Origin of the sequence: Gracilibacillus sp. YIM 98692 (assembly GCF_010993965.1) — a bacterium.
Taxonomy (GTDB): Bacteria; Bacillota; Bacilli; order Bacillales; family Amphibacillaceae; genus Gracilibacillus.
Map to the genome: position 1 here is coordinate 16,926 of NZ_WIXM01000024.1, position 25,603 is coordinate 42,528.

23 protein-coding genes are annotated in these 25,603 nt (G+C 37.2%); 2 read left to right on the forward strand and 21 right to left on the reverse strand.

Annotated features, from left to right (window positions below; genetic code table 11):
* Positions 1–81: 81 nt before the first annotated feature.
* From pckA to GHD00_RS16015, 13 genes are all read right to left on the reverse strand, one after another.
* Positions 82–1,662 (reverse strand): phosphoenolpyruvate carboxykinase (ATP), encoded by a 1,581-nt coding sequence (gene pckA, locus GHD00_RS15955; protein ID WP_163539155.1) that lies wholly within the window; start codon positions 1,660–1,662, stop codon positions 82–84.
* On the reverse strand, positions 1,640–1,807 hold the full coding sequence (locus tag GHD00_RS15960) for a GapA-binding peptide SR1P (RefSeq protein WP_163539156.1): 168 nt from the start codon (positions 1,805–1,807) through the stop codon (positions 1,640–1,642). Before GHD00_RS15960 ends, pckA begins: the two co-directional genes overlap by 23 nt.
* 109 nt (positions 1,808–1,916) lie before the next feature.
* Positions 1,917–3,410 carry a tripartite tricarboxylate transporter permease gene (locus tag GHD00_RS15965; RefSeq protein WP_163539157.1) on the reverse strand — a complete coding sequence of 498 codons (1,494 nt, stop codon included), beginning with the start codon at positions 3,408–3,410 and terminating at the stop codon, positions 1,917–1,919.
* Positions 3,411–3,425: 15 nt separating this feature from the next.
* Positions 3,426–3,884: a tripartite tricarboxylate transporter TctB family protein gene (locus GHD00_RS15970; protein WP_163539158.1), complete on the reverse strand. Its 459-nt coding sequence runs from the start codon at positions 3,882–3,884 to the stop codon at positions 3,426–3,428.
* Between the two features lie 112 nt (positions 3,885–3,996).
* A complete protein-coding gene (locus GHD00_RS15975; RefSeq protein ID WP_163539159.1) occupies positions 3,997–5,037 on the reverse strand; it encodes a tripartite tricarboxylate transporter substrate binding protein in 1,041 nt (346 codons plus the stop codon).
* A gap of 385 nt (positions 5,038–5,422) precedes the next feature.
* Positions 5,423–6,097: a response regulator gene (locus GHD00_RS15980; RefSeq protein ID WP_163539160.1), complete on the reverse strand. Its 675-nt coding sequence runs from the start codon at positions 6,095–6,097 to the stop codon at positions 5,423–5,425.
* On the reverse strand, positions 6,097–7,695 hold the full coding sequence (locus GHD00_RS15985) for an ATP-binding protein (protein ID WP_163539161.1): 1,599 nt from the start codon (positions 7,693–7,695) through the stop codon (positions 6,097–6,099). Before GHD00_RS15985 ends, GHD00_RS15980 begins: the two co-directional genes overlap by 1 nt.
* Before the next feature lie 558 nt (positions 7,696–8,253).
* A complete protein-coding gene (locus GHD00_RS15990; RefSeq protein WP_163539162.1) occupies positions 8,254–8,985 on the reverse strand; it encodes a FadR/GntR family transcriptional regulator in 732 nt (243 codons plus the stop codon).
* A gap of 404 nt (positions 8,986–9,389) precedes the next feature.
* Complete coding sequence (gene rpiB / locus GHD00_RS15995) at positions 9,390–9,836, reverse strand: ribose 5-phosphate isomerase B (RefSeq protein ID WP_163539163.1); 447 nt, start codon at positions 9,834–9,836, stop codon at positions 9,390–9,392.
* Positions 9,837–9,916: 80 nt separating this feature from the next.
* A complete protein-coding gene (locus GHD00_RS16000; RefSeq protein ID WP_163539164.1) occupies positions 9,917–10,036 on the reverse strand; it encodes a GapA-binding peptide SR1P in 120 nt (39 codons plus the stop codon).
* A gap of 201 nt (positions 10,037–10,237) precedes the next feature.
* Positions 10,238–10,996: an SDR family NAD(P)-dependent oxidoreductase gene (locus GHD00_RS16005; protein ID WP_163539165.1), complete on the reverse strand. Its 759-nt coding sequence runs from the start codon at positions 10,994–10,996 to the stop codon at positions 10,238–10,240.
* On the reverse strand, positions 10,996–11,955 hold the full coding sequence (locus GHD00_RS16010; protein WP_163539166.1) for a transketolase family protein: 960 nt from the start codon (positions 11,953–11,955) through the stop codon (positions 10,996–10,998). Before GHD00_RS16010 ends, GHD00_RS16005 begins: the two co-directional genes overlap by 1 nt.
* Before the next feature lies 1 nt (position 11,956).
* Positions 11,957–12,799, reverse strand: coding sequence for a transketolase (locus GHD00_RS16015; RefSeq protein WP_346427665.1), 843 nt, complete (start codon positions 12,797–12,799; stop codon positions 11,957–11,959).
* A 646-nt stretch (positions 12,800–13,445) separates the two neighbouring features.
* Between GHD00_RS16015 and GHD00_RS16020 the strand changes: the two genes are divergently transcribed.
* Both GHD00_RS16020 and tpx read left to right on the forward strand, forming a co-directional pair.
* Positions 13,446–13,799: a substrate-binding domain-containing protein gene (locus tag GHD00_RS16020; protein ID WP_240468729.1), complete on the forward strand. Its 354-nt coding sequence runs from the start codon at positions 13,446–13,448 to the stop codon at positions 13,797–13,799.
* A gap of 49 nt (positions 13,800–13,848) precedes the next feature.
* Entirely contained in the window at positions 13,849–14,349 is a 501-nt protein-coding gene (gene tpx / locus GHD00_RS16025) for a thiol peroxidase (protein ID WP_163539168.1), read from the forward strand.
* 186 nt (positions 14,350–14,535) lie between these two features.
* On the opposite strand, the gene rlmD (GHD00_RS16030) is transcribed toward tpx, so the two are convergent.
* The 8 genes from rlmD (GHD00_RS16030) to ligA all read right to left on the reverse strand — a co-directional run bounded on the left by rlmD (GHD00_RS16030) (position 14,536) and on the right by ligA (position 25,591).
* The gene (rlmD, locus tag GHD00_RS16030; RefSeq protein ID WP_163539169.1) at positions 14,536–16,014 is read right to left on the reverse strand and encodes a 23S rRNA (uracil(1939)-C(5))-methyltransferase RlmD; all 1,479 of its coding nucleotides are present in this window, start codon (positions 16,012–16,014) and stop codon (positions 14,536–14,538) included.
* A 415-nt stretch (positions 16,015–16,429) separates the two neighbouring features.
* Positions 16,430–17,809 (reverse strand): 23S rRNA (uracil(1939)-C(5))-methyltransferase RlmD, encoded by a 1,380-nt coding sequence (rlmD, locus tag GHD00_RS16035; RefSeq protein WP_163539170.1) that lies wholly within the window; start codon positions 17,807–17,809, stop codon positions 16,430–16,432.
* A gap of 259 nt (positions 17,810–18,068) precedes the next feature.
* A complete protein-coding gene (locus tag GHD00_RS16040) occupies positions 18,069–18,986 on the reverse strand; it encodes a diacylglycerol kinase (RefSeq protein ID WP_163539171.1) in 918 nt (305 codons plus the stop codon).
* A 126-nt stretch (positions 18,987–19,112) separates the two neighbouring features.
* Positions 19,113–20,546: an Asp-tRNA(Asn)/Glu-tRNA(Gln) amidotransferase subunit GatB gene (gatB, locus tag GHD00_RS16045; RefSeq protein ID WP_163539172.1), complete on the reverse strand. Its 1,434-nt coding sequence runs from the start codon at positions 20,544–20,546 to the stop codon at positions 19,113–19,115.
* Positions 20,546–22,015: an Asp-tRNA(Asn)/Glu-tRNA(Gln) amidotransferase subunit GatA gene (gene gatA, locus GHD00_RS16050; protein WP_163539173.1), complete on the reverse strand. Its 1,470-nt coding sequence runs from the start codon at positions 22,013–22,015 to the stop codon at positions 20,546–20,548. Before gatA ends, gatB begins: the two co-directional genes overlap by 1 nt.
* A gap of 14 nt (positions 22,016–22,029) precedes the next feature.
* On the reverse strand, positions 22,030–22,320 hold the full coding sequence (gene gatC, locus GHD00_RS16055; protein WP_163539174.1) for an Asp-tRNA(Asn)/Glu-tRNA(Gln) amidotransferase subunit GatC: 291 nt from the start codon (positions 22,318–22,320) through the stop codon (positions 22,030–22,032).
* A gap of 104 nt (positions 22,321–22,424) precedes the next feature.
* Complete coding sequence (locus GHD00_RS16060; protein ID WP_163539175.1) at positions 22,425–23,579, reverse strand: CamS family sex pheromone protein; 1,155 nt, start codon at positions 23,577–23,579, stop codon at positions 22,425–22,427.
* A complete protein-coding gene (gene ligA, locus GHD00_RS16065) occupies positions 23,576–25,591 on the reverse strand; it encodes an NAD-dependent DNA ligase LigA (RefSeq protein WP_163539176.1) in 2,016 nt (671 codons plus the stop codon). The genes GHD00_RS16060 and ligA overlap by 4 nt, the downstream gene beginning before the upstream one ends.
* Between the last annotated feature and the right edge of the window lie 12 nt (positions 25,592–25,603).

Sequence of the window (25,603 nt, forward strand, 5' to 3'; positions counted from 1 at the left end):
CGTTAAATCGGTTACTCAACTTTAATTTTTAAAAAACTTATTATCACATTGATACATATTTCAACGTGTTCTACCTATTGATCAAATTTGCGGTCCTGCTTGCTTTATTTCTGGCTCTACATTAGAAAAGCGTTCGAAATTTGAAATAAATCTTTCCGCTAACTCTTGTGCTTTTTTGTCATAAGTTTTTTTGTTTTCCCATGTATGACGTGGGTTTAATATTTCTGTCGGAACCCCTGCTACCGTTTCTGGAATAAATAAACCAAAATGAGAATCTTGATTGTAGTTCACTTCCTCCAAATCACCATTAATTGCTGCCCGAACCATGGTACGAGTGTATGCTAATTTTATTCTTTCACCGACTCCATATGCACCGCCGGACCATCCAGTATTGACAAGATAAACACGTACATCATGGTCATCAATTTTTTTACCAAGTAACTCCGCATATACATTAGGGTCAAGCGGTAGGAACGGCTCACCAAAACAAGTGGAAAAGGTAGCTTCCGGTTCGGTAATGCCCCTCTCCGTACCAGCAAGTTTCGATGTATACCCGCTCAAGAAATGATACATAGCCTGTTCTTTTGTTAGCTTTGATATCGGAGGAAGTACACCGAATGCATCCGCTGTAAGAAAAATAATTACTTTTGGATGACCACCAATGCTCGGGCTAATCGCTCCAGGGATGTTTTCAATCGAATAAGCAGCACGGGTGTTTTCCGTATATGTGTTAGCATCAAAATCTAACAATCTAGTTTCAGGATCAATCACTACGTTCTCTAAAACAGAACCATATTTAATTGCCCTCCATATTTGTGGTTCTTCTTCCTGAGATAGCCCGATACATTTCGCATAACAGCCGCCTTCAAAGTTAAAGACACCATTATCTGACCAGCCATGCTCATCATCACCGATAAGCTTACGATTTGGATCTGCTGACAGTGTTGTTTTTCCTGTTCCTGATAAGCCAAAAAACAACGCCACATCATCAGGACTGTCACCCATATTAGCAGAACAATGCATTGACAATATGCCTTCAAATGGCAACAAAAAATTAAGCACACTGAATACAGATTTTTTCATTTCACCTGCGTAGGCAGTACCGCCAATGAGCACGATTCTTCTTTCAAATGAAATAGATATAAATGTTTCTGAATGAAGCTCATCCTTCATTGGATCTGCTTTTAATCCAGGTAGACAAATAATTGTAAAATCAGAACCCTTTTTTCCTGAATCACGTTCTTCATGTTGAATAAATAGTTGCTTAACGAATAGATTATGCCAGGCAAATTCATTGATCACCCGAATGGGTATTCGGTGGTTTGTGTCAGCACCGGCTGCTCCTTCAAACATAAATAGCTCTCGTTCAGACATATAAGCTAACGCTCTTTTGTAGAGTGAATCAAATGTTTGATCAGAAATCGGTTGGTTGATTTTTCCCCACTTCACCCGTCCTTTTGTAACGGAATCGTCAACAATATATTTATCCTTTGGTGACCTACCTGTAAATTCTCCTGTATAGGCATGAAGTGCTCCTTGCTCTGTTAGTATTGCTTCCTTTCGCATAATGGCCTTTTCGACTAACTCGGATACAGATAAGTTATTGTATACCTTTCTAGAATAAAGCGTATCCATCTCATTAAGCGCCTTCAATATTCTCATTCCTTTCGTTCTCTTGTTCTATGCCATTTGGGCTGCAAATAGCATAAAGAGTGGTTACTTTTGAAGAAGGGAACGTTTCTACAACACTCTCAAAATATGCACAGACAACAACACCCCTATCAGGAAGACCTTTGTAATTTTCCACTTTCTACCATCCTCTCTTTCATATCTCCCTGGGCTGTTGCGTCAAATGCTGCTCTAATAATTGACCTAATTACGAATTATGGCCATAACTTTCTCATATACAATTACCTTTAACCAGCTTTTTTCTTAGACCAGATACTGTTGGCAATCGGGAAGGCAAATGAAAGCACAGATAAAATAATTAATACAAGTGAAATATTGTTTTCAAACAAAATAGAAATACTTCCATTGGAAATCGTCATAGATTGTCTAAATGATTTTTCCATCATACCACCTAGGATAAACGCTAAGATGAAAGGTGGAGCTGGGAATGCAAACATTCGCATCAAGAAACCGATGACACCGAATGCTAATAATAGATACAAGTCAAAAACACTGAAACTAATTGCATATACCCCAATTAAACTAAACATTAAGACTAACGAAATTAATAATGGTCTAGGAATGGTTAAAATTCTCGCGATATAAGGAATTAACGGTAAATTTAAGACCAATAGAAAAATGTTACCGATATACATACTAGCAATAATACCCCAGAAAACTTCAGGGCGATCTCCCATTAACATTGGTCCTGGTTGTAATCCTAATACTAAGAATGCTCCTAACATAACGGCTGTCGTACCTGAACCTGGAATACCAAGACTTAATAACGGTACAAACGCACCACTAGTCGCAGCATTGTTAGACGCTTCTGGAGCAGCTAGCCCTTTAACCGATCCTTTTCCAAACTCCTCTGGCTTCTTAGCAATTCGCTTCTCAGCAATATAACTAATAAACGATGCAATAGTTGCACCGGCACCTGGTAAAATACCTAAGATAAATCCAAGTAAAGATTGACGGCCCACTGGACCACTCATTTCCTTCGCATCATCTTTAGATAATTTTAAGCTGCCAATTTCTTTTCCAGAACCAGCTGCAGTTTTATGACGATTCATAACTAAATAACAAACTTCTGCAATGGCAAATAAACCTAGAGCAATGACTAGAAAATCAATACCATCTAATAAATTCATGCTACCAAATGTAAATCGACCCGTTCCTGTTTGAGGGTCAATTCCAATTGTTGCAATCATGAAACCAACCACTGCTGAAATAAGTGCTTTAATCGTTGAACCTTCTGATAAACTAGCAATGGCAGTAAGACCTAGTAACATTAAAGCAAAATACGCAGGTGGTCCAAACGATATCGCCACACTCGCCAACATCGGTGCAAAAATCATCAGTAATACAACACTAATGGTTCCACCGGCAAATGAGGAGATGGCCGCAATCGCTAATGCTTTCCCTGCTTTACCCTGCTGCGCCATCGGGTATCCATCAAATGATGATGCAACAGTACCTGAAATGCCTGGCGCATTTAACAATATAGAGGATGTTGAACCACCAAATACAGCCCCATAATAAACACCTGCCATCATAACAAGTGCTAAAGTCGGATCCATTCCGTACGTAATCGGAATCATAATCGCAATCGCACTAATAGGGCCAAGTCCAGGTAGCATTCCGATAAATGTACCTACAAATACACCTAATAATACGAATAGAATACCTTCCCAACTAAAGGCCACTTCAAAACCTGTTAAAATTCCTTCAATAGCTCCCATGCTTCCCCTCCTCTCTTAAAACGGTAGTATTCCTTGTGGTAGTTTAATTTGAAGCATAAAAACAAAGATACTATATAGAGCTATAGGAAACACAATTGATACAATTGCATTCACAATATGGTTTTTATAACCTAAAAACCAAGAACAAAAATAAACGAACAAAACGGTCATAATAATAAAACCAAGTGTTTCAAATAACATAATGTAGATTAAGAGCAATGCACCTACACCCAATAAGGCTTTAACATCTTTTTTAGGAATTCGACGCTTTGCCTTTTGCTCTTCTGAATCACTATCTTTAGAAAAAAATAGAGCAACCGATAATACTAATAAAACCCATCCCAATGTCTTTGGAACGGCATCAGCATCTACTGGAATATAAGGATAGGTTGGTAATTGATAACTCATATATAAATAACCTATTGATAATAGTGCTAAGATTAAGCCAATTTTACGATTAACTCCTTGTAACACTGGAATTCACTCCTTACTAGTCAAAACCCGCTCGGAATTATTTTCATTTAATAACTTCGCTAAAATTATTCAGAAGTCAACGATATCAGCCCGTTGACTTCCATTAAAGAAATTATTCTAATAAACCTAATTCTTCAAGAATACTTTTTAGATTCTCTTTTTCTTCATCTAAGAATTGTTTATATTCTTCATTGCCCATGTACATTTCGTTCCAACCATAGTTAGCACGTACTTCAGCGAACGCTTCTGAATCACTTAACTCTTTAAATTTATTTTCGTAATATTCAACAGCTGCCGGGTCCATATCTTTTGGACCAAAGAAGCCTCTCCAGTTTACGAATGTTTCATCGATTCCCTGCTCTTTAGCCGTTGGGAATGTTGAAAGCACTTCACCATCTAAACGTTCTTCAGATGTTACGGCAAGAACTTTTAGTTTATCCGCGCGAACTTGCTCAGCAACTTCAGCTACACCTGTTGAGAATACATCAGCACTTCCGTTTAATACTTGAGTCACACCGCCAGCATCTGGGGCAGAAACATATTTAATTTTTGTAATATCTACACCTGCTGCTTTAGCGAAGCGTACGAACTGAATGTGGTCCATACTGCCAGGAGCAGATGTACCAACAATTGTTACACTTTGCGGATCTTCTTTCATATCCTCAAATAGTTCATTCAAATTATCCCATTTTGCATCTTTAGCAACTGCAAAAGCACCGTAGTCAGCAATCACGTTTGCAATTGGAGTAAAATCTTCATGTCCGTACTCAGACTGACCATTTAATGGTACTAATAAAATTGGTGAAGATGATACGAATAAGTTGTGGTTACTACCTTCTTGTTCAGCCATGTAAGCCCAACCGATAGCACCGCCGGCACCTTCTTTGTTAACAACACCTATATCTTGATCAATCAAACTTTCTTCAGTTAAAACTTGTGCTGACATACGAGCCGTTGTATCCCAACCTCCACCAGCACCTGCTGGAGCAACAATTTCGATAGACTCTGAAAGTGCCCATTCATCATTGTCTTCACCAGAGTTTTCTTCAGTATCTTCGTCGTTTGCATTGTCATTATTTGATGACGTGTTCTCACCACCACATGCGGCTAAGAACATTAATACAAATATTAATAATGCTAATAATTTCTTCATGATAAACCCCCTAATAATTTTAATTTTGATAAGGAAAACCCGACTTAACGAAAAGGAGCAATACTAAGTCGAGGTATTCCCACTCCCACCCCTCATTTAAAAAGTGTTAGAGTGTTAGTTACTATGATAATTGTTAATCTTTTGAATGTAACCGTTTACAAAATAACTCGCATTAAGAACCTTAAATGTTTTTTGTTCATTTTGTTCACGAGATGGATATGTAGTGATCAACTAATAAGGTGTCACGGTCTATCCATTGCCCAGAATAGCGGATTCATTAAGGTGGGGGTACAACGAAAATTCAGCCAATCCTGTCTGATCAACAGTAAGTATGTTTAGTGGCCTATTTTTTTAAAACAAAAAAAATAGAACCATATAAATGGTCCTAGCTCTGATAATATTTCCGTTCGGGTCTGCCAACAATTCCGTATTCTAATTCCGCTTGGCACTCACCCTCTGAGATTAAATATTCTAGATACCTTCTAGCTGTTGTTCGAGATGCCCCCATTTGCCGCCCCATTTCTTCGGCTGTAACACCTTTAGCTTGCTTTAGAATCTCTTTTACCTTTTTCAATGTTAAGGGATCAATTCCTTTAGGAGTATTTTGATCAAGTTCACTTGAGACTGTACTACTTCTCCCGAAATACGTATCTAGTAATTCTTGGTCAACCTCGTCCTTTTTGTCTATCTCTTCATAAAACTGTTTGAACTTTTTAACCGTTTCAACAAAACGTTTCAGAGTGACAGGTTTAATAATATAATCGAATATACCCTTTTTTAAGGCTTCTTGGACAATTTCTTTATCAGTTCCCGCACTAATCATAATAATCCCAATGTCTGGTTTAATTTCTTTAATTTCCTCAATAATTTCTGTTCCCAATCGATCAGGCATATAAATGTCGAGTAAAATCAAATCAACATCCATACCCTGGAGTTTGTCCAATGTATCGTCAGCTGCCAGTGATTTAAAGACCACTTCACAGTCTTCAATATGTCTAAGAAAACCTTCATGAATAGACGCCACACGATAATCGTCTTCCGTAATCGCCACTTTCAACATTATACATCGTCACCTTCTTCCACTTGCTTTGGTAAGTAAACAGTGAAAACCGTACCTTCTCCTTCTTCACTTTGTATTTCAATATTTCCACGTAGTTCGTCTACAACTTCTTCCACAATAGATAATCCATATCCACGGTCATCAGTTCCCTTAGTTGAAAAACTTTTCTTAAAAATTTGACTCTGCAGATCAGATGGGATGCCATAACCTTCATCGCTTACTTCAAAAATAATATCATTCCCTATATCTGTTGCAAAGAAATTAACCTTCTTACTATCACCATCATTTACTGCTTCAATGGCATTATCTAATAGGTTGCCTAAGATTGTAATCATTTTAGATGTATTAATGTGTTTAGGTAACTGAGATAATGAACTATTCTCATCAATGACTAGTTCTACTTTTTTCTCTGATGCCTTGCCTATTTTTCCTAAAAGAATAGCTTGGGCCGTTTGATCCTCAATATATTTGAATAGTGTTTTCGTTTGGTGTTGATGTTGTTCATACTCCTCTTGAATTAAATCAATCGCTTCCTGATAATTTCCAAGCTGTAGCAACCCGGATATAACGTATAGTTTATTTGTATATTCATGTGTTTGAGCACGTAAGTCCTCGGAATAACTTTTCACTTCAGATAGAGCATCTAACATCTGTTGGATTTCAGTTTTATCTCTAAAACTAGCGACCACCCCAACCACTTCTTTATTTTCATAAATCGGCGTGCGGTTAACGATTACTACCCGATCCCTTAGTATCATCTCATCATCTGTATCTGCTTTTCCTTCATGAAGTACTTTAAACATTTTGGTATTTGGTAGAACATCATTAATATGTTTAAACTTCACATCTTCAGTCAAACCTAGCATTTTTCTAGCTGAATTATTTAAAATCGTGATGATACCATCCGAATCAATTGCGATAATGCCCTCTTTTACTGAGCGCAATACGGCTTTACGCTCACGATATAAAGACACAATTTCATGAGGTTCTAACCCTAAAATATCATTACGAATACTTCGAGTTAAAAATACTCCTCCTATAATCCCTAAACCTAAAACACCTAATCCAGTTATATATAAAACTGTCAGCCGATCATAAATCGTTCCACGGATATCTTCCAGCATAAACCCAACAGAAACAAGACCTATAACCTCACCTTGATCGTTAAAAATAGGTGCCTTACCTCGAAGTGATGGACCTAATGACCCTACGGCTTCAGATTTATAATACTCACCATGTATAAGTGCCTGTTCATTATCGCCTCCGACCATTTTTCGACCAATTTTAAACTCTTGAGTATGTGAATAACGAATACTATTCTTGTTACCAACAACTATAAATTCTGCACCAACCTTATCCCTGATTTTTTCTGCTATCGGCTGAATTACTTCAGATGGCTCGTCTAATTCAAACGCATCAATGACTTCAGGCATCAACGAGATCGTAGTTGCAACACTTAAAGCACGCTCACCCATGGCGTTCTTCGTCTGATTCCATTCTATGTAACCATAAATACCTGTAACCAAAACAGTCACAAATATTAAAAGCGAGATAATTAAGGTTAATATTTTTGTTTTTAATGAGAATTTTTGAGCCATTTTTGTCTTTCCTCCGTGAAGTCGTTATTACTTATATACAGAATAACATGTAATGATGAGTGTTAGTGACGTTAATATACAAATCATAGAAAAAACTCCAGTTATACTGGAGTCCCATCGTTAAAACTATACTTTTTTTAGTTAAAATCTAAAACCGTCACCTATAATTTTATTCGATAGAAAGAGGTGTTTAACAATCGTGCGTGATTTCTAAGCAAATTCAGTTACCCTAATTTGGATTAATAGAATTCCCTTTACTGAAGTAAATGCAAAAACAAGGTATATTTTACTAATATCTTGTTTTAAACTTTTCACATGATCGATTTAAATCATATTTAACTTATAATAGACACTCCAATCGTTATTGGAATAATTCTACTAAGAGTAGCGATATTTGAGGATGAAATCTAAATTGCAAAAATAGGAAGGAAAAATACGGAATGTACATTTTAATGTAATTAAAAAAGCAACCAAACATTGCTGGTTGCCTCTGTAATATATTATTTCATACCTAACCAAAAAATTTGAACATTTTATTTCTGGGATGAAAGTGAATTATTAAGCTTTCCAATATCTTTCATACAAGTTTTGCATATGGAATGTCATTTTTTCGACAGCATCTTTTTCATCATGATTTTCTATTGCCTCAATAAGTGATTTATGCTCTATAAAATTAATATCTCTATAGTCAGGTCTAGTCACTGTTCGATCACGAATTAACTGCCACATTTCTTGTTGCTTCATTGCATTACTAATTGCTGACATAAACTGAATATATAACTCATTATGAGAAGCTTTTGCAATACCATTGTGTAACTCTTCATCTGTTTCTGGAACATAGACCCCCCTCTTCGTTTCTTCCTCCATCTTTTTAATGGTCAAACGAAGATCTTCAATGTCTTCATCAGTAGCTCTTAATGCTGCATATTTCACAATTACTGGCTCAATATTCATTCTTGCTTCCACAATATCTTCAGGTGAGATTGAATCCATTAGAAATCCTACTTGTGAATTTTCTGTCGTTACCTGAGTGTTTTTAACAAAAACACCTTCCCCTTGACGAGAATAAATAACACCATTCAATTCAAGTGCACTCAATGCTTGTCTTACTGGGGCACGACTAACTCCAAACTGCTCACAAAGTTCTCTTTCTGCAGGCAATTTGTCACCAATATTAAAAGAGCCTGACTGGATCTCTGAAAATATTTGATTATAAATTTGTATGTATAATTTTTTATTAGATACACGATTAAAGTTAATATTAACCACTCTCTCAATAAGTATTCTCATGAAATGAAACTTTGTAAAACACATTTAATTATAAGCTTTTCTAGCTCAAAGAGCAACTGTAAAGGTGAATGATCCAGCTCTAAAGAGTAAATTATGTTTATGCTTTCCATCGTTAAATAAATAAAAGACTATTCACAATAAGTTACATTATTACTTATATCACTAAAAACATTATAGTAAGAGTAGTAGAGTCGAATAACAAACATTTTTAAAGATGATTGTCAAAAGAATAAGTTCACATTTGATAAGTGATTTAACTCGGATGCCTCGATGAACCTTTCTTATAGAGCTGAATAATGAACCACTTGCTTCTCCTGAATATTTGACCACTTTATAGAAATATACAATAAAAGAATTCCTTCACTAAAATCCAACAAAATTTAGTGAAGGAATAATAAGATGACTTATACCATATTCGTTTCATATGTGGTAACTTTATTTATTCTATCTTCATGTCTCCCACCTTCAAATGAGGTAGTTAGCCATACTTTTGCAATCTCTCGGGCTAATCCAGGACCAATTACACGTTCTCCCATTGTTAATATATTTGAATCATTATGCTCCCTTGTTGCTTTTGCACTAAATATATCATGTACAAGTGCACAGCGAATCCCCTTCACCTTATTTGCGGCAATACTCATTCCAATCCCAGTACCGCAAATCAAAATCCCTCGATCTACTTCTTGGTTTGCAACTTTTTCTGCTACCGGAATCGCATAATCAGGATAGTCAACTGATGTTCTACATTCACACCCTAAATCTACAAAATCTATATTCAATTCTAGCAATAATGATAAAATTTCTTCACGAAGAGCGATTCCTCCGTGGTCGGATGCTATAGCTACTTTCACTCGTTCTCCCCCATTTCTTTTTTACGCAACAAAATTTGACCTTTCTAAACCCTGTTTATAAAAGTCTATTCTTTAAACCCTTATTTATTAAGCCGCTTTCTAGTCCTACAGCATCTACATTTAGCATAAAGAACAGTTACCTTTTCATCTTCAAAATGATCAATTGTTGAATTGCAATTTTGACAAACCAATGTGCCCACGTCAATAACCTCCTTTGGAAGATCGTTATGTATATACTTAAGCTACTCTGACACAACTTTATTCTTTATATCTATTGCGCTTTGAAAAAAGCCATCATTTATTAAATTTTAAAGTACTAATGTGTAAAAGGTTATAAATGAGCTAAGATAATAACAAAGGCAATCCAATCTAGGAATGCCTTTGTCATCAATAAGTGCTCATTAATCCATGTGTGAACCACCGTTTATATCAATTTCTTCTCCTGTGATATACGATGCTTCTTCTGAAGCTAAAAATGCTATTGTTTTTGCAATTTCCTCAGGCTCACCAGGTCTACCCATAGGAATACTGTCAATAACCTTTTTTGCATCTTCTTCAGGAAGTGATTTCCAAATTTCAGTATTCACCAGTCCTGGTGCCACACAATTAACTGTGATTCCATCCAGTGCTACTTCTCTTGCTAAGTTTTTAGAGAAACCTAATACTGCAGCCTTAGATGCAGAATAATGTGCTCCTCCAAAAACTCCCCCACCTCTTTTTGCTGAAACGGAAGAAAGGCTTATGATTCTACCAAACTTTTGTTCTTTCATGGTTTTTAGTACTGATTGACTACATAAGAATAAGCCAAACATATTAACATTAAAGATTTTCGTCATATCTTCAAGTGTCATATCCTGAGTAGTTACTTTTTGTGAAATACCTGCATTGTTTACTAAAATATCAATTCTTCCATAGGTTGAAAGGGTTTTCTCAATCATTGCATCAACGGAACTTTGGTCAGTAACATTCAGAGTTACACCTAAAGCTTTCCCGCCTTCTTTTGTAATTGCATTTACAGTATCATCTACACCTTCTGCATTTAAATCAGCAACAACAACTGCTGCACCCTGCTTTGCAAGAGTTTCTGCAATTTTACGTCCGATACCTGTTTTCGAACCACTTCCTGTAATTATAGCGACTTTATTATCTAATTTAAACATTATACCTTCACCCCTACCAAGTCATTTGCTGTATTAACAATATTTTCAATAGTAATCCCATTAAGCTCTAAAAGTTTTTCATATGGAGCAGACTCTCCGAACTGATCTTGTATACCAATTCTTTTAACCTTACCCTTACCTTCTTCTGCAGCAACTTCACTTACCGCACTTCCTAGACCATTAAGAATATTATGATCTTCCACAGTAATGATTTGGCCTAATTCTAAACATTCAACAACTGCTTCTCGATCAATTGGTTTTATTGTATGCATATCTAATAGTTTCACAGAAATCCCTAGTTTTTCTAACTCTTTTGTAGCTTCAATTGCTAAGTGGACAGCATCTCCATTAGCAATAATTGCAATATCTTTTCCTTCATGTAATTTTTTAGCTTTACCAATTTCAAATTCTTCATTTTCATCATAAATAACTGGAATTGCACCTCTTGTAAAACGTAGATACACAGGTCCATAGATTTCTGCAGCTTGCTCTACTAATTTTCTAGTAGAATAATAGTCAGAACCCATAATAACAGTCATATTCGGCATACTTCTATAAATCCCCATGTCTTCTACAGCTTGGTGACTTCCACCATCACTAGCTGGAGTTAACCCACCATGTGAACAAGCAACTTTAACATTAAGCTTCGGATAACACACCTCTTGTCTAATTTGCTCTGACATTCTTAAAGAACCGAATACAGCGTAAGTGCTTACAAACGGTACTTTCCCTGTTGTCGAAAGACCTGCCGCGAGTCCAGCAGCATTTTGCTCAGCAATTCCTACATTTACATGTTGCTCAGGTAATTCCTTTGCAAATTTCATTGTTTTACAAGATTTCGCAATATCAGCATCTACAACATAAATATTTCTATCCTCTTTACCAAGTTTAACGACTTCATCTCCAAAAGCTTCTCTCGTCGTCTTTTTTGTTGATAAATCCTTTTCTAAAATATTCATTTTATTTTAACCCTCCTTCAATATCTACGATCGCCTTTTCAAGTTGTTCATCATTTGGAGCTGCTCCATGCCAATCAACGACATTCTCCATATAAGAAACTCCTCTACCTTTGACAGTATCAAGTACAACACATTTTGGTTTTCCATTTTTAACATCTCTTATTTCATCTAACATTTCTACAACTTTTTCCATGGAGTGACCGTCAATACGTTTTGTTTCAAACCCAAATGTTTCAAACTTCTTCTCAATATCTTGAAGCGGCATAATTTCATCGCAAGTACCATCAATTTGAAGATTGTTAAAATCTACAAATACAACTAAATTATCCAATTGATATTTCACCGCAGACTGAACAGCTTCCCAAATTTGGCCTTCCTGACACTCTCCATCACCTAATAAAGAGAATACACGATAATTTTCCTTATCTCTTTTTCCTGCTAATGCCATTCCAACTGCAGTAGAAAGCCCTTGCCCAAGTGAACCTGTTGAAATATCAACCCCCGGACACTTTTTCATATCTGGATGGCCTTGGAAAGGAGAACCATACTCTCTCAACGCGTAAACCTTTTCATATGGTACATATCCACGTAAAGCTAAAGCAGAGTATAGTATTGGACAAACATGCCCTTTTGAAAGAACAAATCTGTCACGATCTTCCCAGTCAGGATTATTTGGATCAATATTCATTTCTTTAAAGTACAACGCTGTCATTAAATCTGCTGCTGAAAGTGATCCTCCCGGATGCCCAGATTGTGCTTTGTGCACCATCGTTACAACTGTTTTTCTCATTTCTATTGCTTTTTCTTTTAACTCTTCAATATTTAACGCTGTCATGCTCGTCACCTCATTTGAGTTATTTTAAAAATATTAACTTGTTTATTTGTTAACTTGTATACTAAGTGATCTATGCTTTCATTATACATATCCGCGGTTCATTTGTCTACTAAGTGAACAATATTTTTTATTTAGATTTTCTAATTTGTTTAAGATTTAGCGAATAAAACAGATTAAAAAGACTTTTTTAAGGAAACATCTTATAAGTCGACATGGAATTTACCCACAAAAAAAGCAGACTAGAATCGGGTGATTCTAGTCTGCTTTTTATCGATATTCTCTTAGCAATTTTTAAACTTATAATAATAACATAGTTAATTGTGAAATTATGGCTAATATCGTTAGACTAAGCAACATAATTAGAAAGAATGGTACAACAGCTCTTACTAATATAGGCATACTTATACCAGAAACACTTGATCCCACAAATAAATTCACTCCGAGATGGAGGAGTTATAAAACCAATAGACAAAGTAACAATCATAATTATTCCAGACAGGATCCATCCTTAATTCAATTGCTATCGGAAAACAAACATCAACTCTTAGGAGTTTTATTAGTTAATCGTTTTACTTACTTTTATAAACAAGAATAAAGTTTAAGTGTTTCGGTGTCAACGTCAAATCTCGAATAATTTTGTTAAAAAGTAAAAATATTGAAGTCAATATCATCTAGTGTAAAAGGTGGAGCAACTGCAGTACAAGAGTTACTTTCTAAAAACAAAGAAATATCCGCTCTCTTTGTCCAAAATGACCTCATGACAATTGGAGCTTTTAGTGAGTTAAAAGAATTAGAATTAAATATACCTGATGATATTGCTATTATAGGTTTCGGAGATTTTTCTTCGTCACAAATAGTCAACCCACCAGTTACAAACATTGTATTACCACCTGAAACGATTGGTCGTACAGCTTTAGATATGCTTATTAATAAAATTAACAACCCAAACTATATGAGTCATATCGAACTCCCACCTTCTATGATAATTAGAAATTCTTGCGGGTGTTAGTTCGATTTGTCATAGATAAAATCAATAAATTATTAGGAGGAATTTTTTTATGGCTTCTGTTACTTTTAAACAAGAACCTGTCACCTTACTTGGAGATGAAGTTAAAGTAGGTGATACAGCTCCAAATTTCAAAGTATTATCAAATAACTTAGAAACCGTTACACTTGATGACTATGAAGGCAAAGTTAAGTTAATTTCTGCTGTACCTTCCATTGATACTGGGGTATGCTCTGAGGAAACAATCCGCTTTAACAAAGAAGCTGATTCGATTCCAAATGTACAGGTATTAACTATTAGTATGGACTTACCATTTGCACAAACTCGCTGGTGTGCAGCCAATGATGTAAAGAATTTAGACACATTATCAGACCACAACCTAGCAGATTTCGGTAAAAACTACGGCACGCTAATAGAGGAACTTCGCTTATTAACTAGAGCTGTATTTGTCGTAGATTCTAATAATAAAATTACATATGTAGAGTATGTAGATGAAGTTACGAATCACCCAGACTATGAAAGTGCTCTAGAAGCTGCAAAAGCCGCTAAATAATTCTAAAAATCTTTGTACATTATTCCAATGCCCTTCACATTTTGTGGAGGGCATTTTTCCAAAAAGACTCCTTGGACTGGCTGGATGTATTGTTAGTTACATAACCCGTTAACCAAGCAGTACAGAACATACTCGTAGCAGTTTCTTTTTCTCATGAGAAATAAGGAATAAACCTCATCCAAATCATCAGCTGTCTTTTAAAATAAGTTGCGAGACGCACTCCACATGCGCCGTCTGAGGAAACATATCCACTGGTTGAATCTCTTCTACCTTATAACCGTTCTTAATCAAGTACTTCATATCACGCGCCTGTGTCTCAGGGTTACATGACACATACACTACTCGCTCCGGCTTCAGTTTGGTTACACTGGACAAGAACGCTTGATCGCTACCGCTTCGTGGCGGATCAAGAATGACCACATCTGCATGTTCACCCCGTGCCGCCATCTGCACCATGTATTCCCCGGCATCTCCTTGATAGAATCGAGCATTTTTTACGCCGTTACGTTTTGAATTACGAATGGCATCACGGACTGCACCTTTATTAAGCTCTATACCAATAACTTTACCAGCTTTTTGACTCGCAACCAAACCAATCGTACCAATTCCACAGTATGCATCAATTACGGTTTCCTCTCCAGTTAGCTCTGCCATTTCAATTGCCTTTGTATATAACTTTTCGGTCTGAATTGGATTAATCTGATAGAAGGACTTCGCCGAAATCTGGAACTCCAATCCACAGAGAGTATCTGTTATGGTCCCCTTGCCGAATAGTACCTTCTCTTGTTCGCCAAGTACCATACTGTCACTCCTATTATTTACATTCAGCAGCATAGTCGTAATCCCTGGATGAGCTTTTCTTAATGCTTTCACAAAATTATTTTTTCCCTTAAACATAGATGATGCAGCTACTAACACCACCATAATCTCTCCACTGTTCTTACCGACCCTTACTAGCACATGCCGTAGGAATCCTCGTCCAGTGTCTTCATTGTACGGCTGCATTTTAAAGGAGTTCATCATACCCTTGATGGTTTGTATAATTTCATCCGCTTTCGGATCGTGAATGAGAGATCGCTCCATTGGTATAATCTGATGAGTATTTGGGGCGTATAGTCCGCAAATAACCTGTCGCTTTTTATTCAAACCGAATGTCATGGTATTTTTATTTCGATAATCATACGGATGGTCCATGGTTATGATAGGCTCCGGCTTTCCGAAAGGTTTCATTAATTTGTCTATGGTTTTTTGCTTAAAACGTGCTTGCGCCTCATAACTCATGTGATGAATCTGACATCCCCCAGATTCGTAGTAATAAGAGTGTGGGGGGATGTCACGGTCTTCTGAAGAGTTAATCACACGCTTTATCTCCGTTTTAGTAAATCGCCCCTTTCGAGAAATAATCACCTCAGCTGTTTCGCCAGGCAACAGATTCTCTACTTCAAGCTCCTTCCCTTCCCATAGGAATATACCTTTCCCCTCATTAGTAAGGCCTGAGCAGGTTACCTCTGCGGTTACACTTTTCCCACCATGCCGCTTACGGTGTGTATTAGGATTGGTGTTGAATTTATGTTTTTTTTTACTTCCCTGAAGTGCTTGTTTGCCTTTATGTTTATTTTGTTTTTTTACAGATTTTTTAGAACCTTTATTTTTCCGATTAGTCATAAGACACTACCCAACTTTTCTTCTATTGTGTTTGATACTTCATTATAAACTACCCAAAACTTGCGGTAAAATGTATTAATATATTAGTATCTCCTATTTTTTTAGAATAAATTATTATTTTTCTATCCAAAAGGCTTTCTAATGTGAATTAATGCTTAGATAAAGAAAACTCGTCGATTGACGAGCCTTTGGTGAAGTCAGAGACGTAGTTGCGCTTATCTATCTTCCTAATCGTGGAATCTACGTCGTATTCACTTCATCTGTAACACGATATAAATTCTGATAAGGTAAAATAGGGAAACCCTAGATTAATTGGCTTCCCCTCTTTTACCTCACACACTTCCAGAACCTTATTTTCATAATTTCGTGTGTTTTTCCACAAAACTTTATTCGTTTTACAAGACTTTATTGTGTGTTACAACTTCAACACAAGCTCGGCCACACTTTCAATATGTGTCGTTTGCGGAAACATATCGACTGGTTGTACTTCTTTAGTTTCAAACCCACCATCTTCCAAGATTCTTAAATCTCTTGCCAAAGTAGAAGGATTACATGATACATAAACGATTCGCTTAGGTTTCATATCAATCATGGCTTGTAAAAGTTCTTCATCACAGCCTTTTCTTGGTGGATCCACCACAATTACATCTGGTCTTAATCCCTGTGCATTCCACCAATTCATCACTTTTTCTGCCTGTCCGACAAAGAATTCCGCATTGTCCATATGATTCAGCTTGGCATTTTCTTTTGCATCAGAAACTGCTTCTGGTACAACTTCTACGCCATATACTTTCTTTGCCTTCTGAGCAAGAAATAACGAGATGGTTCCAATCCCGCAATACGCATCAATAACTGTTTCACTTCCAGTAATTGAGGCATATTTTAATGCTTGATCATATAGTTTTTTTGTCTGAACAGGGTTGACTTGATAAAAAGATTTAGCTGAAATCGCAAAGCGAATGCCGCCTATTTCATCATAAATATATTCTGCACCCCAAAGAACCTTTGTCTTTTTACCTAATATCACATTTGTTTTCTCTGGGTTAATATTCTGAACAATCGACTTAATATGCGGGTAAGTTTCTGTTAGCTCATCTACTAGCTTATGCAACTGGGGAATGTCTTCTTTTCGAGTGATTAGAACAATCATTGTTTCATTGGTTTCTTTTCCTGATCTGACCATAATATGACGTAAGAGGCCACGATGATTTTTTTCATCGTAAGCAGATATACCAAGTCGGCTCGCTATTTCCCGTACTGCATCCACCATTCGATCATTTACTTCATCTGTGATGATGCAATGATCCATGTCTTCGATAATGTCATGACTTCTTTTTCGATAAAAGCCTGTAACTAATTTCCCGTTTTTTGTTCCTACTGGCATTTGTACTTTATTTCGATAGCGCCACGGATCATCCATCCCTATCGTAGGATGAACTGGAATCTCCTCAATATGTCCGATTTTCTTCAGAGCACTTTTCACTTGATTTTGCTTCATTTCTAATTGCATGGCATAACTCATATGCTGCAATTGGCATCCACCACATTTGTAAAACACATCACAAGGTGGATCAACTCGGTCTGTGCTTCTATCCGTTACTTCGATTAATTTCCCAAATCCAAAATTCTTCTTTACTTTTATGACTTTTACTTGCGCCTTTTCTCCAGGTAAGCCATATGGAACGAATAAAGGATATCCGTTTATTTTACCGACACCTGCGCCTTCGTGTGTGATATCCTCGAAACTTAACTCAATCATTTGGTTTTTCTTTACTGGTGGTGTTGCTTTTCCCATATTATCAACGTCCTTCTTGACAGATATGTACCTTCTTCATTATGTCACGATCTTCGTCAACACTCGTCATTCGACATCGTATGCTGTCCAAATTTTATCATAGACAACAACAAATAGAAAATTTCATGTCTATTTTCATCATTTCCTGGGAAATAATTTTATTTACACTAATATTTCCACATGCTTTGTCATTTTATGATAGTCATTTTTAATCAAAAGATGTAAAAAGCTATATGCTAAGCATAGCATATAGCCTATCTTACGTTTCTATTTTATCCTGTTTATCACAGAATTCCTTTGATACAAAAAATTCAATATGCTGATATAGATTCATAAATTCTCCGGGTAATAAACCGCCATACTCCCCGTCGAGGTTTAATTGCATCTTTTCTTCTGTGTTCACTTTTATCCTATTGGCTCTTGTATAGAAAATGTTTTTATCTCCTAAATGTGCTCCCCTTGTAGCAAGACTGGCAATTCGCACAAATTCGGCTAAATTCATTTTCTTCAATATAACGAGATCAAAATAGCCATCATCCATTTTAGCTTCTGGAGCGAGTTTCTCGAAACCACCTACTGAGTTAGTGTTAGACACTAAGAATAGCATGATCTCTTCTTCAAACCATTTTCCATCATATTCGATTTGAACCTTTGTTGGCCGTAAGGATGGGAGCATTTCAACACCCTTTAAATAATAAGCTAATTGACCCAAAACTGTCTTCAATTTGCTTGGCACTTCATAAGTCAGTTCAGTTAGCTTCCCGCCACCAGCTATGTTCATGAAATAGTGATCATTCACTTTCCCGATGTCCAGTGGTCGGATATTTTGTTCTAAAATCACATCTACTGCTTTATGAATTTCACGAGGAATGCTGAGAGCACGTGCAAAATCATTCGTTGTACCACCTGGAATAATCGCTAGTTTTGGTCTATAATCTTGCTCTGCGATGCCTTGAATGACTTCATTAATGGTTCCGTCTCCTCCAGCGGCAACTATAAGATCAAATTCACGTTTCACAGCATACTTGGCTGCTTTTGTCGCATCACCTTCACCTGTTGTAGCATGAACCGATGTTTCATAGCCGGCCTCTTCAAAACGAATGAGAACGTTAGCTAATTCCTTTTTAAATCCTTCTCGACCAGATGTTGGATTATAAATGATTCGAGCACGTTTCATTGTCATTCTCCTCTTATCGTTGCATCTATTAATCATCATAATGGATTTCTTATATATTGCAACTATTTACACTATGAATAAAGCCAAAATACAAGGACTGCATCATTCATGCAGTCCTTTATCTTACTATCTCTTTTCGATTTCTTCTTTCAAAATCTTATTTACCATTGGCGGGTTAGCTTGTCCTTTTGTTGCTTTCATCGTTTGACCGACAAGGAATCCAAGTGCTTTGTCTTTCCCGTTTTTGAAATCCGTAATAGATTGTTCATTTTCATCAAGAATTCCAGTGATGATATCACGAAGCTGCCCTTCATCCGAAATTTGCACTAATCCTTTTTCTTTGACGATTTTCTCTGGGTCTCCACCTTTTTCTACAAGTTCTGCAAAGACTTTTTTCGCCATTTTTGAAGAGATAGTGCCGTCTTCAATTAATTGAATCATTTTCGCTAGTGCTTCTGGCGTCATTTTTAAATCATGAATTTCTACTTGTTGTTTATTCATATAAGCAGAAACTTCACCCATTAGCCAGTTCGAAGCTTGCTTGACGTCTGCTCCTGCGTCAATCGCTGCTTCAAAGAAGTCAGACATCTCTTTCGTACTTGTTAACACACCTGCATCATATGCTGGAAGCTCCCATTCATTCACATAACGTTCACGACGAGCATCCGGTAATTCAGGGATTTCAGCACGAACACGCTCTTTCCATGCTTCATCAATATAAAGCGGTACTAAATCTGGCTCAGGGAAATAACGGTAATCATCTGAACCTTCTTTCACACGCATTAGAATTGTTTCTTTTTTCTGCTCATCATAACGACGCGTTTCTTGTAAAATTTCTCCGCCATCTAATAGAACTTCACGTTGACGCTTTTCTTCAAACTCTAGTCCTTTTTGCACAAAAGAGAAAGAGTTTAAGTTTTTCAATTCTGTCTTAGTACCGAATTCCTCTTGTCCAACAGGACGAATCGAAATATTAGCATCACAACGAAGAGATCCTTCTTCCATCTTACAGTCAGAAACACCTGTATATTGAATGATGTTTTTCAATTTTTCTAAGTAAGCATACGCTTCCTCAGGTGTACGAATATCAGGCTCTGATACAATTTCTACAAGAGGTGTACCTTGTCGGTTATAATCAACAAGAGAATAGCCGTCATCCTTGTGTGTCAACTTCCCTGCATCTTCTTCTAAGTGAAGGCGAGTAATACCGATTTTCTTTGTCTCTCCGTTCACTTCGATTTCAATCCATCCATTTTCGCCAATCGGCTGATCAAATTGAGAAATTTGATAGGCTTTCGGGTTATCTGGATAGAAATAGTTCTTACGATCAAATTTCGTATCTGTCGCAATATCACAATTAATCGCCATCGCAGCCTTCATCGCATAATTCACTGCTTCTTCATTTAATACAGGTAAAACTCCTGGGTAACCTAAGTCAATTGGATTAATATTTGCATTGGGTTCTGAACCAAAGGCATTAGGACTCGGACTAAAGATCTTCGATTGCGTCTTTAATTCAACGTGCACCTCTAGACCAATAACTGTTTCAAAGTTTGTCATTATGCTTCACCTCCTAGGCTAGGACGTTTTTTATGATGGTCGGTTGCTTTTTCAAATGCATGTGCTGCACGATACACCTTAGATTCATCAAAGTGCTTGCCGATAATTTGCAATCCAATTGGTAAACCTTCACTAGAGAATCCACATGGAAGAGAAATTCCCGGAACACCTGCAAGGTTTACTGGAATAGTTAAAATATCATTAGCATACATCGTTAATGGATCATCAATGTTTTCTCCAACTTTAAACGCTGGAGTTGGAGTAGTTGGTCCAACAATTACATCATAGTCTTCGAATACTTTTTCGAAATCATTTTTGATTAGAGTACGTACTTTTTGCGCTTTTTTGTAATAAGCATCATAGTAACCAGAGCTTAGCGCAAATGTACCTAACATAATACGGCGTTTTACTTCATCTCCAAATCCTTCTGCACGAGACAGCTTAAACATATCTAACATGTTATCTGCCTTTTCCGAACGAACACCATAGCGTACGCCATCAAAACGTGCTAAGTTCGCACTAGCTTCAGATGAAGATAATAAGTAATAAGCAGCAACTGCATATTTAGAGTGTGGTAGAGAAACTTCCTCCCAAGTTGCTCCTAATTCTTCATATTGTTTTAAAGCTTCAAGTACCGTTTCTCTTACTTCAGGGTTAACCCCTTCTTGTAAATATTCTTTTGGGACAGCAATGCGCAATCCTTCCACGTCTTGGTTTATAACTTCACTATAATTTGGAACGTCTACATTTGCTGAAGTAGAATCCATTTTGTCTTGTCCAACAATTGCCTGTAATAAATGAGCATTGTCTTCTACCGTACGGGTAATCGGTCCAATTTGGTCTAAGGATGACGCAAATGCTACTAAACCAAAACGAGATACAAGACCGTAAGTAGGTTTTAATCCAACGACACCACAAAAGGCTGCCGGTTGACGAATCGAACCGCCAGTGTCAGAGCCTAAGGAGAAAAATACTTCACCTGCTGCAACAGATGCGGCTGATCCCCCGCTTGATCCACCTGGGACATAGTCCGTATTCCATGGGTTACGTGTTTTTTGGTAGCTAGAATTTTCGTTAGATGAACCCATCGCAAATTCATCCATGTTTAATTTCCCAATCGTTACCGTCTTTTCCTCTTTCAGCTTTTCAACTACTGTCGCATCATATAATGGATCATTTAAATTGTCTAAAATTTGACTCGCACAAGTTGTACGCAATCCTTTTGTAACAATGTTATCTTTTATCCCAATCGGCATCCCATATAAAATGGATGGATTTTCTCCTAATTGTTCATCTAATTGTTTAGCTTGTTCTTTCGCTTCTTCCTCGTTTAATGTCAAAAACGCTTTGACTTGATCATCTACCTCGTTGATACGAGCATAAGAAGCTTCCACAAGATCACTAACACTAATTTCTTTATTATGTAGCTTGTCTTGCAATTCTTTTAACGTATAGTCAAATAATGACACAGTCACAGCCTCCCTTATTCTAGAATTGATGGCACTTGAAATTGTCCATCTTCTTCGTCTGGTGCATTCTTTAATGCATCTTCTTTCTTAATCCATTCTTTTGGTTCATCTTTGCGCATCACATTTTTTAGGTCCAACACGTGTGTCGTTGGCTCTACGTCATCTGTATCTAATTCATTTAAAAGCTCAGCATAATTGATAATATCACCAAGCTGTTTGGTCATTTTCTCTACTTCTTCCTCTTCTAAAGCCAAACGCGCCAGATTTGCCACGTGCTTTACTTGATCTTTTGAAATTTCAGCCATAATTCTTGTCACCTCCACTAAAATTCATAAACTATTTGTGAAATCCATAACATTTATTTTACCATTAATCTCATATTTGCAAAACAAATTTGTGTTAAAAAGGATTAATGATAGATATGAACAAAACCTTCTTCCGCTCCAGCCTCGCGAATAATCAACGCTTCTTGCTTATCGCCAGAAGTAATATTAATCTCCAAATCATAATTATTCGGGAATCCAGACATCACCAATCCATATACGTACTGTGTAAAACCAATTAATTCTGCTTTCCCATAAAAAGAAACAGGTATTTCAATCTTCAAATTTCGTAATTGTTCTTCTTGATAGAACCCTTTCCCAATCACACTTACATAATTAGGAAAATAAGATGCTACATCTGACTCAAAGTCTACTAATGTTGCCCATGTATCAGGATACGTACTTTCCCCATAATTGGACGGAAATAACACATATTCTTCATCGATAGCCTCCCAATTGCCAACAGATGCACTATCCTCTGCTATTACTGTCCTAGCTACAAAATTACCCGGGACAAGATCATTTTGCTCTGCCTCTCGATAAAGCGCCAGCATAATCGGGACATTTTCTAACCCCTCAATTTGACGTGTACGCTGAACCACCTCAGCAGCAACCTCATTTGCCTCTCGTATCATATCTTCTCGAGAAATATCCTCATAATAATAAGGGCCACCGATCTCTGTTCGATAACGATATACCGACTTCATCGCAATCGCAATGGAAATACCAGCTAGTTCCACCACATCCTCATCTGTTTTCTTTAAATAATTTTGCTCTAACACATGAGACAAATATTTCGGATTATCCGCTTCTTCTTCTACAGGATCGACATCTCCCTCTAAATTGATCTCTGGATTTAATCCTAGCGGCTCTTCCTCTTCATCATAACGTTCCAGCCAATCATATAAGATATCCTCTGTAATATATTGGCCTTCCTGAAAAAAGTGGTCATCTGGACTAAACACCGTTTTAGAATGACGGCGCAATCCCTCTTCCAGTTCATCAATATCTAAACGATTGGCCACCTGATTCGTTATCACACCGCGCGCCTTACTTAACTTAGAATCAATCAACACTCGATAATTTTGCTCTGACAAGCTATATTTAGGGATAATTGCCGTATCCTGCTCAGCATCCTCAATGGATTCATCCACCACCGCTTCTTCCTGCTCGCCAAAGTCAGGCGCACAGCCAGCCATGAATAAAACAAATATAAGGGTTACAAGAAAATAACGTCTCATTCCGATTCCCCCTCTAGCACTTCCTGCAGATGAACTTCATCCCATACATCGACATCCAGCTTTTTCGCCTTATCCAACTTCGAACCAGCATCCTCTCCAGCAATTAACAGATCCGTCTTCTTACTCACACTTCCCGTCACTTTTCCTCCAAGAGCCTCGATTCTTTGTTTCGCTTCCTGTCTTGTAAAAATAGCGAGTTTCCCAGTCAATACGACTGTTTTGCCTGAAAACGGACTATCCTCTGAAACATCTGCTGCTCTCGGACCATCGTATGTGAAATTCAGTCCTAATTTCTTTAACTCGCTTATCAAGTGCTCTACTTCTTCATCTTCAAAGTAGCGAACAATCGAATCTGCCATTTTATCTCCTATCTCATCAATGGCAACTAAATCATCCAACGTCGCTTTTTGCAAATTTTCCATTGTTTCAAAATGAGCTGCTAAGGTACGGGCAGCTTTAGAACCAACATAACGAATGCCTAACCCAAATAACAGCTTTTCCAGTGAGTTCTGTTTTGATTGTTCAATCGCCTTTAGTAAATTTTGAACAGATTTTTCTCCCATACGATCAAGCTTTAATAGTTCTTCTCTTTCCAGCCTGTATAGATCCGCAATGGTATGAATCAATCCTTCTCTGAACAGCTGCTCTATCACTTTTTCACCTAAACCGTCGATATTCATCGCAAGTCTTGAAACAAAATGAATTAAACCTTCTTTTAACTGTGCTGGACAGTTCGGGTTAATACATCTTAAAGCCACTTCTTCCTCTAAGCGTACAAGCTCACTTTGACAAGAGGGACATTCGTTTGGCATCGAGAATGGCTCTAACTCTTTATCTCTCATATCTTCTACGACACGGACAACCTCTGGGATGATATCACCAGCTTTTTTTATCACAACAGTATCGCTGATTCGGATGTCTTTTTCTTTAATTAAATCTTCATTGTGAAGAGAGGCTCTTTGCACGGTAGTTCCCGCCACTTTGACTGGATCTAAAATGGCAGTGGGGGTCACGACACCTGTACGACCTACACTAAGTTCAATATCGGTTAAGGTGGTGACTGCTTCTTCCGCTGGGAATTTATAAGCAATGGCCCACCTTGGGCTTTTTGCGGTAAAACCCAACTGTTCCTGTGCTTCGAGATTATCTACTTTAATGACGATGCCATCAATGTCATAAGATATATTGGCACGTTGGTCTACCCAATTGTCTATATAGTCTATGACTTCCTCTATCCCATCACATTTTTGCCATTCTGGGTTTGTTTTAAAGCCAAGCTCCTGTAAATATTGTAACCTTTCACTATGCGTAGCTAGAGTACCTGATTCCCATTCTCCTACCGCATATATAAAGATATCCAGCTGGCGTTTGGCTGCTATTTTCGGATCTAATTGCCGTAAAGAACCAGCAGCAGCATTTCTTGGGTTAGCAAATGGCTCTTCCCCATTTGCTTCCCTTGCTTCATTTAAGGAAAGAAACGCCGACTGTGGCATAAAGGCTTCTCCTCTTACTTCAATTGGATTTTCATCCTTAATTCGAAGCGGGATACTTCTGATTGTTTTCAAATTACTTGTAATATCTTCACCAGTTGTCCCATCCCCTCTTGTTGCTCCTTGAACTAATAATCCATCTTGGTAACGTAAGGATATGGCCAAGCCATCTATTTTCAATTCACAAACATAGGTGACATGGTCAGCATCCAGCCCTTCTCGTACACGGCGATCAAAATCTTTAAGATCTTCTTCATTAAAGGCATTGCCTAAACTAAGCATTGGGACGCGATGATTTACTTTTTTAAATGCATCTAACGGCTCACCGCCCACTCGTTGAGAAGGAGAGTCTGGCATGATAAGAGATGGAAAAGATTCTTCTATTTCCTTTAATTCCTGCATTTTTTTGTCATATTCAAAATCTGAAACGGTTGGGTTGTCTAACACATGGTATTCATAATTGTATTGATTCAATGCTTCTCGAAGTGATTCTAACTCCTTTTTCGCCTCTTGTTCCGTCATATTTACTGCACC

Excerpts from the sequence above, each read along its gene's own strand:
- tpx (WP_163539168.1), top strand. The coding sequence starts at position 13,849 with ATGGCTTCTGTTACTTTTAAACAAGAACCTGTCACCTTACTTGGAGAT.
- ligA (WP_163539176.1), bottom strand. The coding sequence starts at position 25,591 with ATGACGGAACAAGAGGCGAAAAAGGAGTTAGAATCACTTCGAGAAGCA.
- GHD00_RS15975 (WP_163539159.1), bottom strand. The coding sequence starts at position 5,037 with ATGAAGAAATTATTAGCATTATTAATATTTGTATTAATGTTCTTAGCC.
- GHD00_RS16040 (WP_163539171.1), bottom strand. The coding sequence starts at position 18,986 with ATGAAACGTGCTCGAATCATTTATAATCCAACATCTGGTCGAGAAGGA.
- GHD00_RS16010 (WP_163539166.1), bottom strand. The coding sequence starts at position 11,955 with ATGAATATTTTAGAAAAGGATTTATCAACAAAAAAGACGACGAGAGAA.
- gatC (WP_163539174.1), bottom strand. The coding sequence starts at position 22,320 with ATGGCTGAAATTTCAAAAGATCAAGTAAAGCACGTGGCAAATCTGGCG.
- GHD00_RS16005 (WP_163539165.1), bottom strand. The coding sequence starts at position 10,996 with ATGTTTAAATTAGATAATAAAGTCGCTATAATTACAGGAAGTGGTTCG.
- gatB (WP_163539172.1), bottom strand. The coding sequence starts at position 20,546 with ATGACAAACTTTGAAACAGTTATTGGTCTAGAGGTGCACGTTGAATTA.
- GHD00_RS15990 (WP_163539162.1), bottom strand. The coding sequence starts at position 8,985 with ATGAGAATACTTATTGAGAGAGTGGTTAATATTAACTTTAATCGTGTA.
- pckA (WP_163539155.1), bottom strand. The coding sequence starts at position 1,662 with ATGAGAATATTGAAGGCGCTTAATGAGATGGATACGCTTTATTCTAGA.
- GHD00_RS15980 (WP_163539160.1), bottom strand. The coding sequence starts at position 6,097 with ATGTTGAAAGTGGCGATTACGGAAGACGATTATCGTGTGGCGTCTATT.
- rlmD (WP_163539169.1), bottom strand. The coding sequence starts at position 16,014 with ATGACTAATCGGAAAAATAAAGGTTCTAAAAAATCTGTAAAAAAACAA.
- GHD00_RS15965 (WP_163539157.1), bottom strand. The coding sequence starts at position 3,410 with ATGGGAGCTATTGAAGGAATTTTAACAGGTTTTGAAGTGGCCTTTAGT.
- GHD00_RS16060 (WP_163539175.1), bottom strand. The coding sequence starts at position 23,579 with ATGAGACGTTATTTTCTTGTAACCCTTATATTTGTTTTATTCATGGCT.
- rlmD (WP_163539170.1), bottom strand. The coding sequence starts at position 17,809 with ATGGGAAAAGCAACACCACCAGTAAAGAAAAACCAAATGATTGAGTTA.
- GHD00_RS15985 (WP_163539161.1), bottom strand. The coding sequence starts at position 7,695 with ATGGCTCAAAAATTCTCATTAAAAACAAAAATATTAACCTTAATTATC.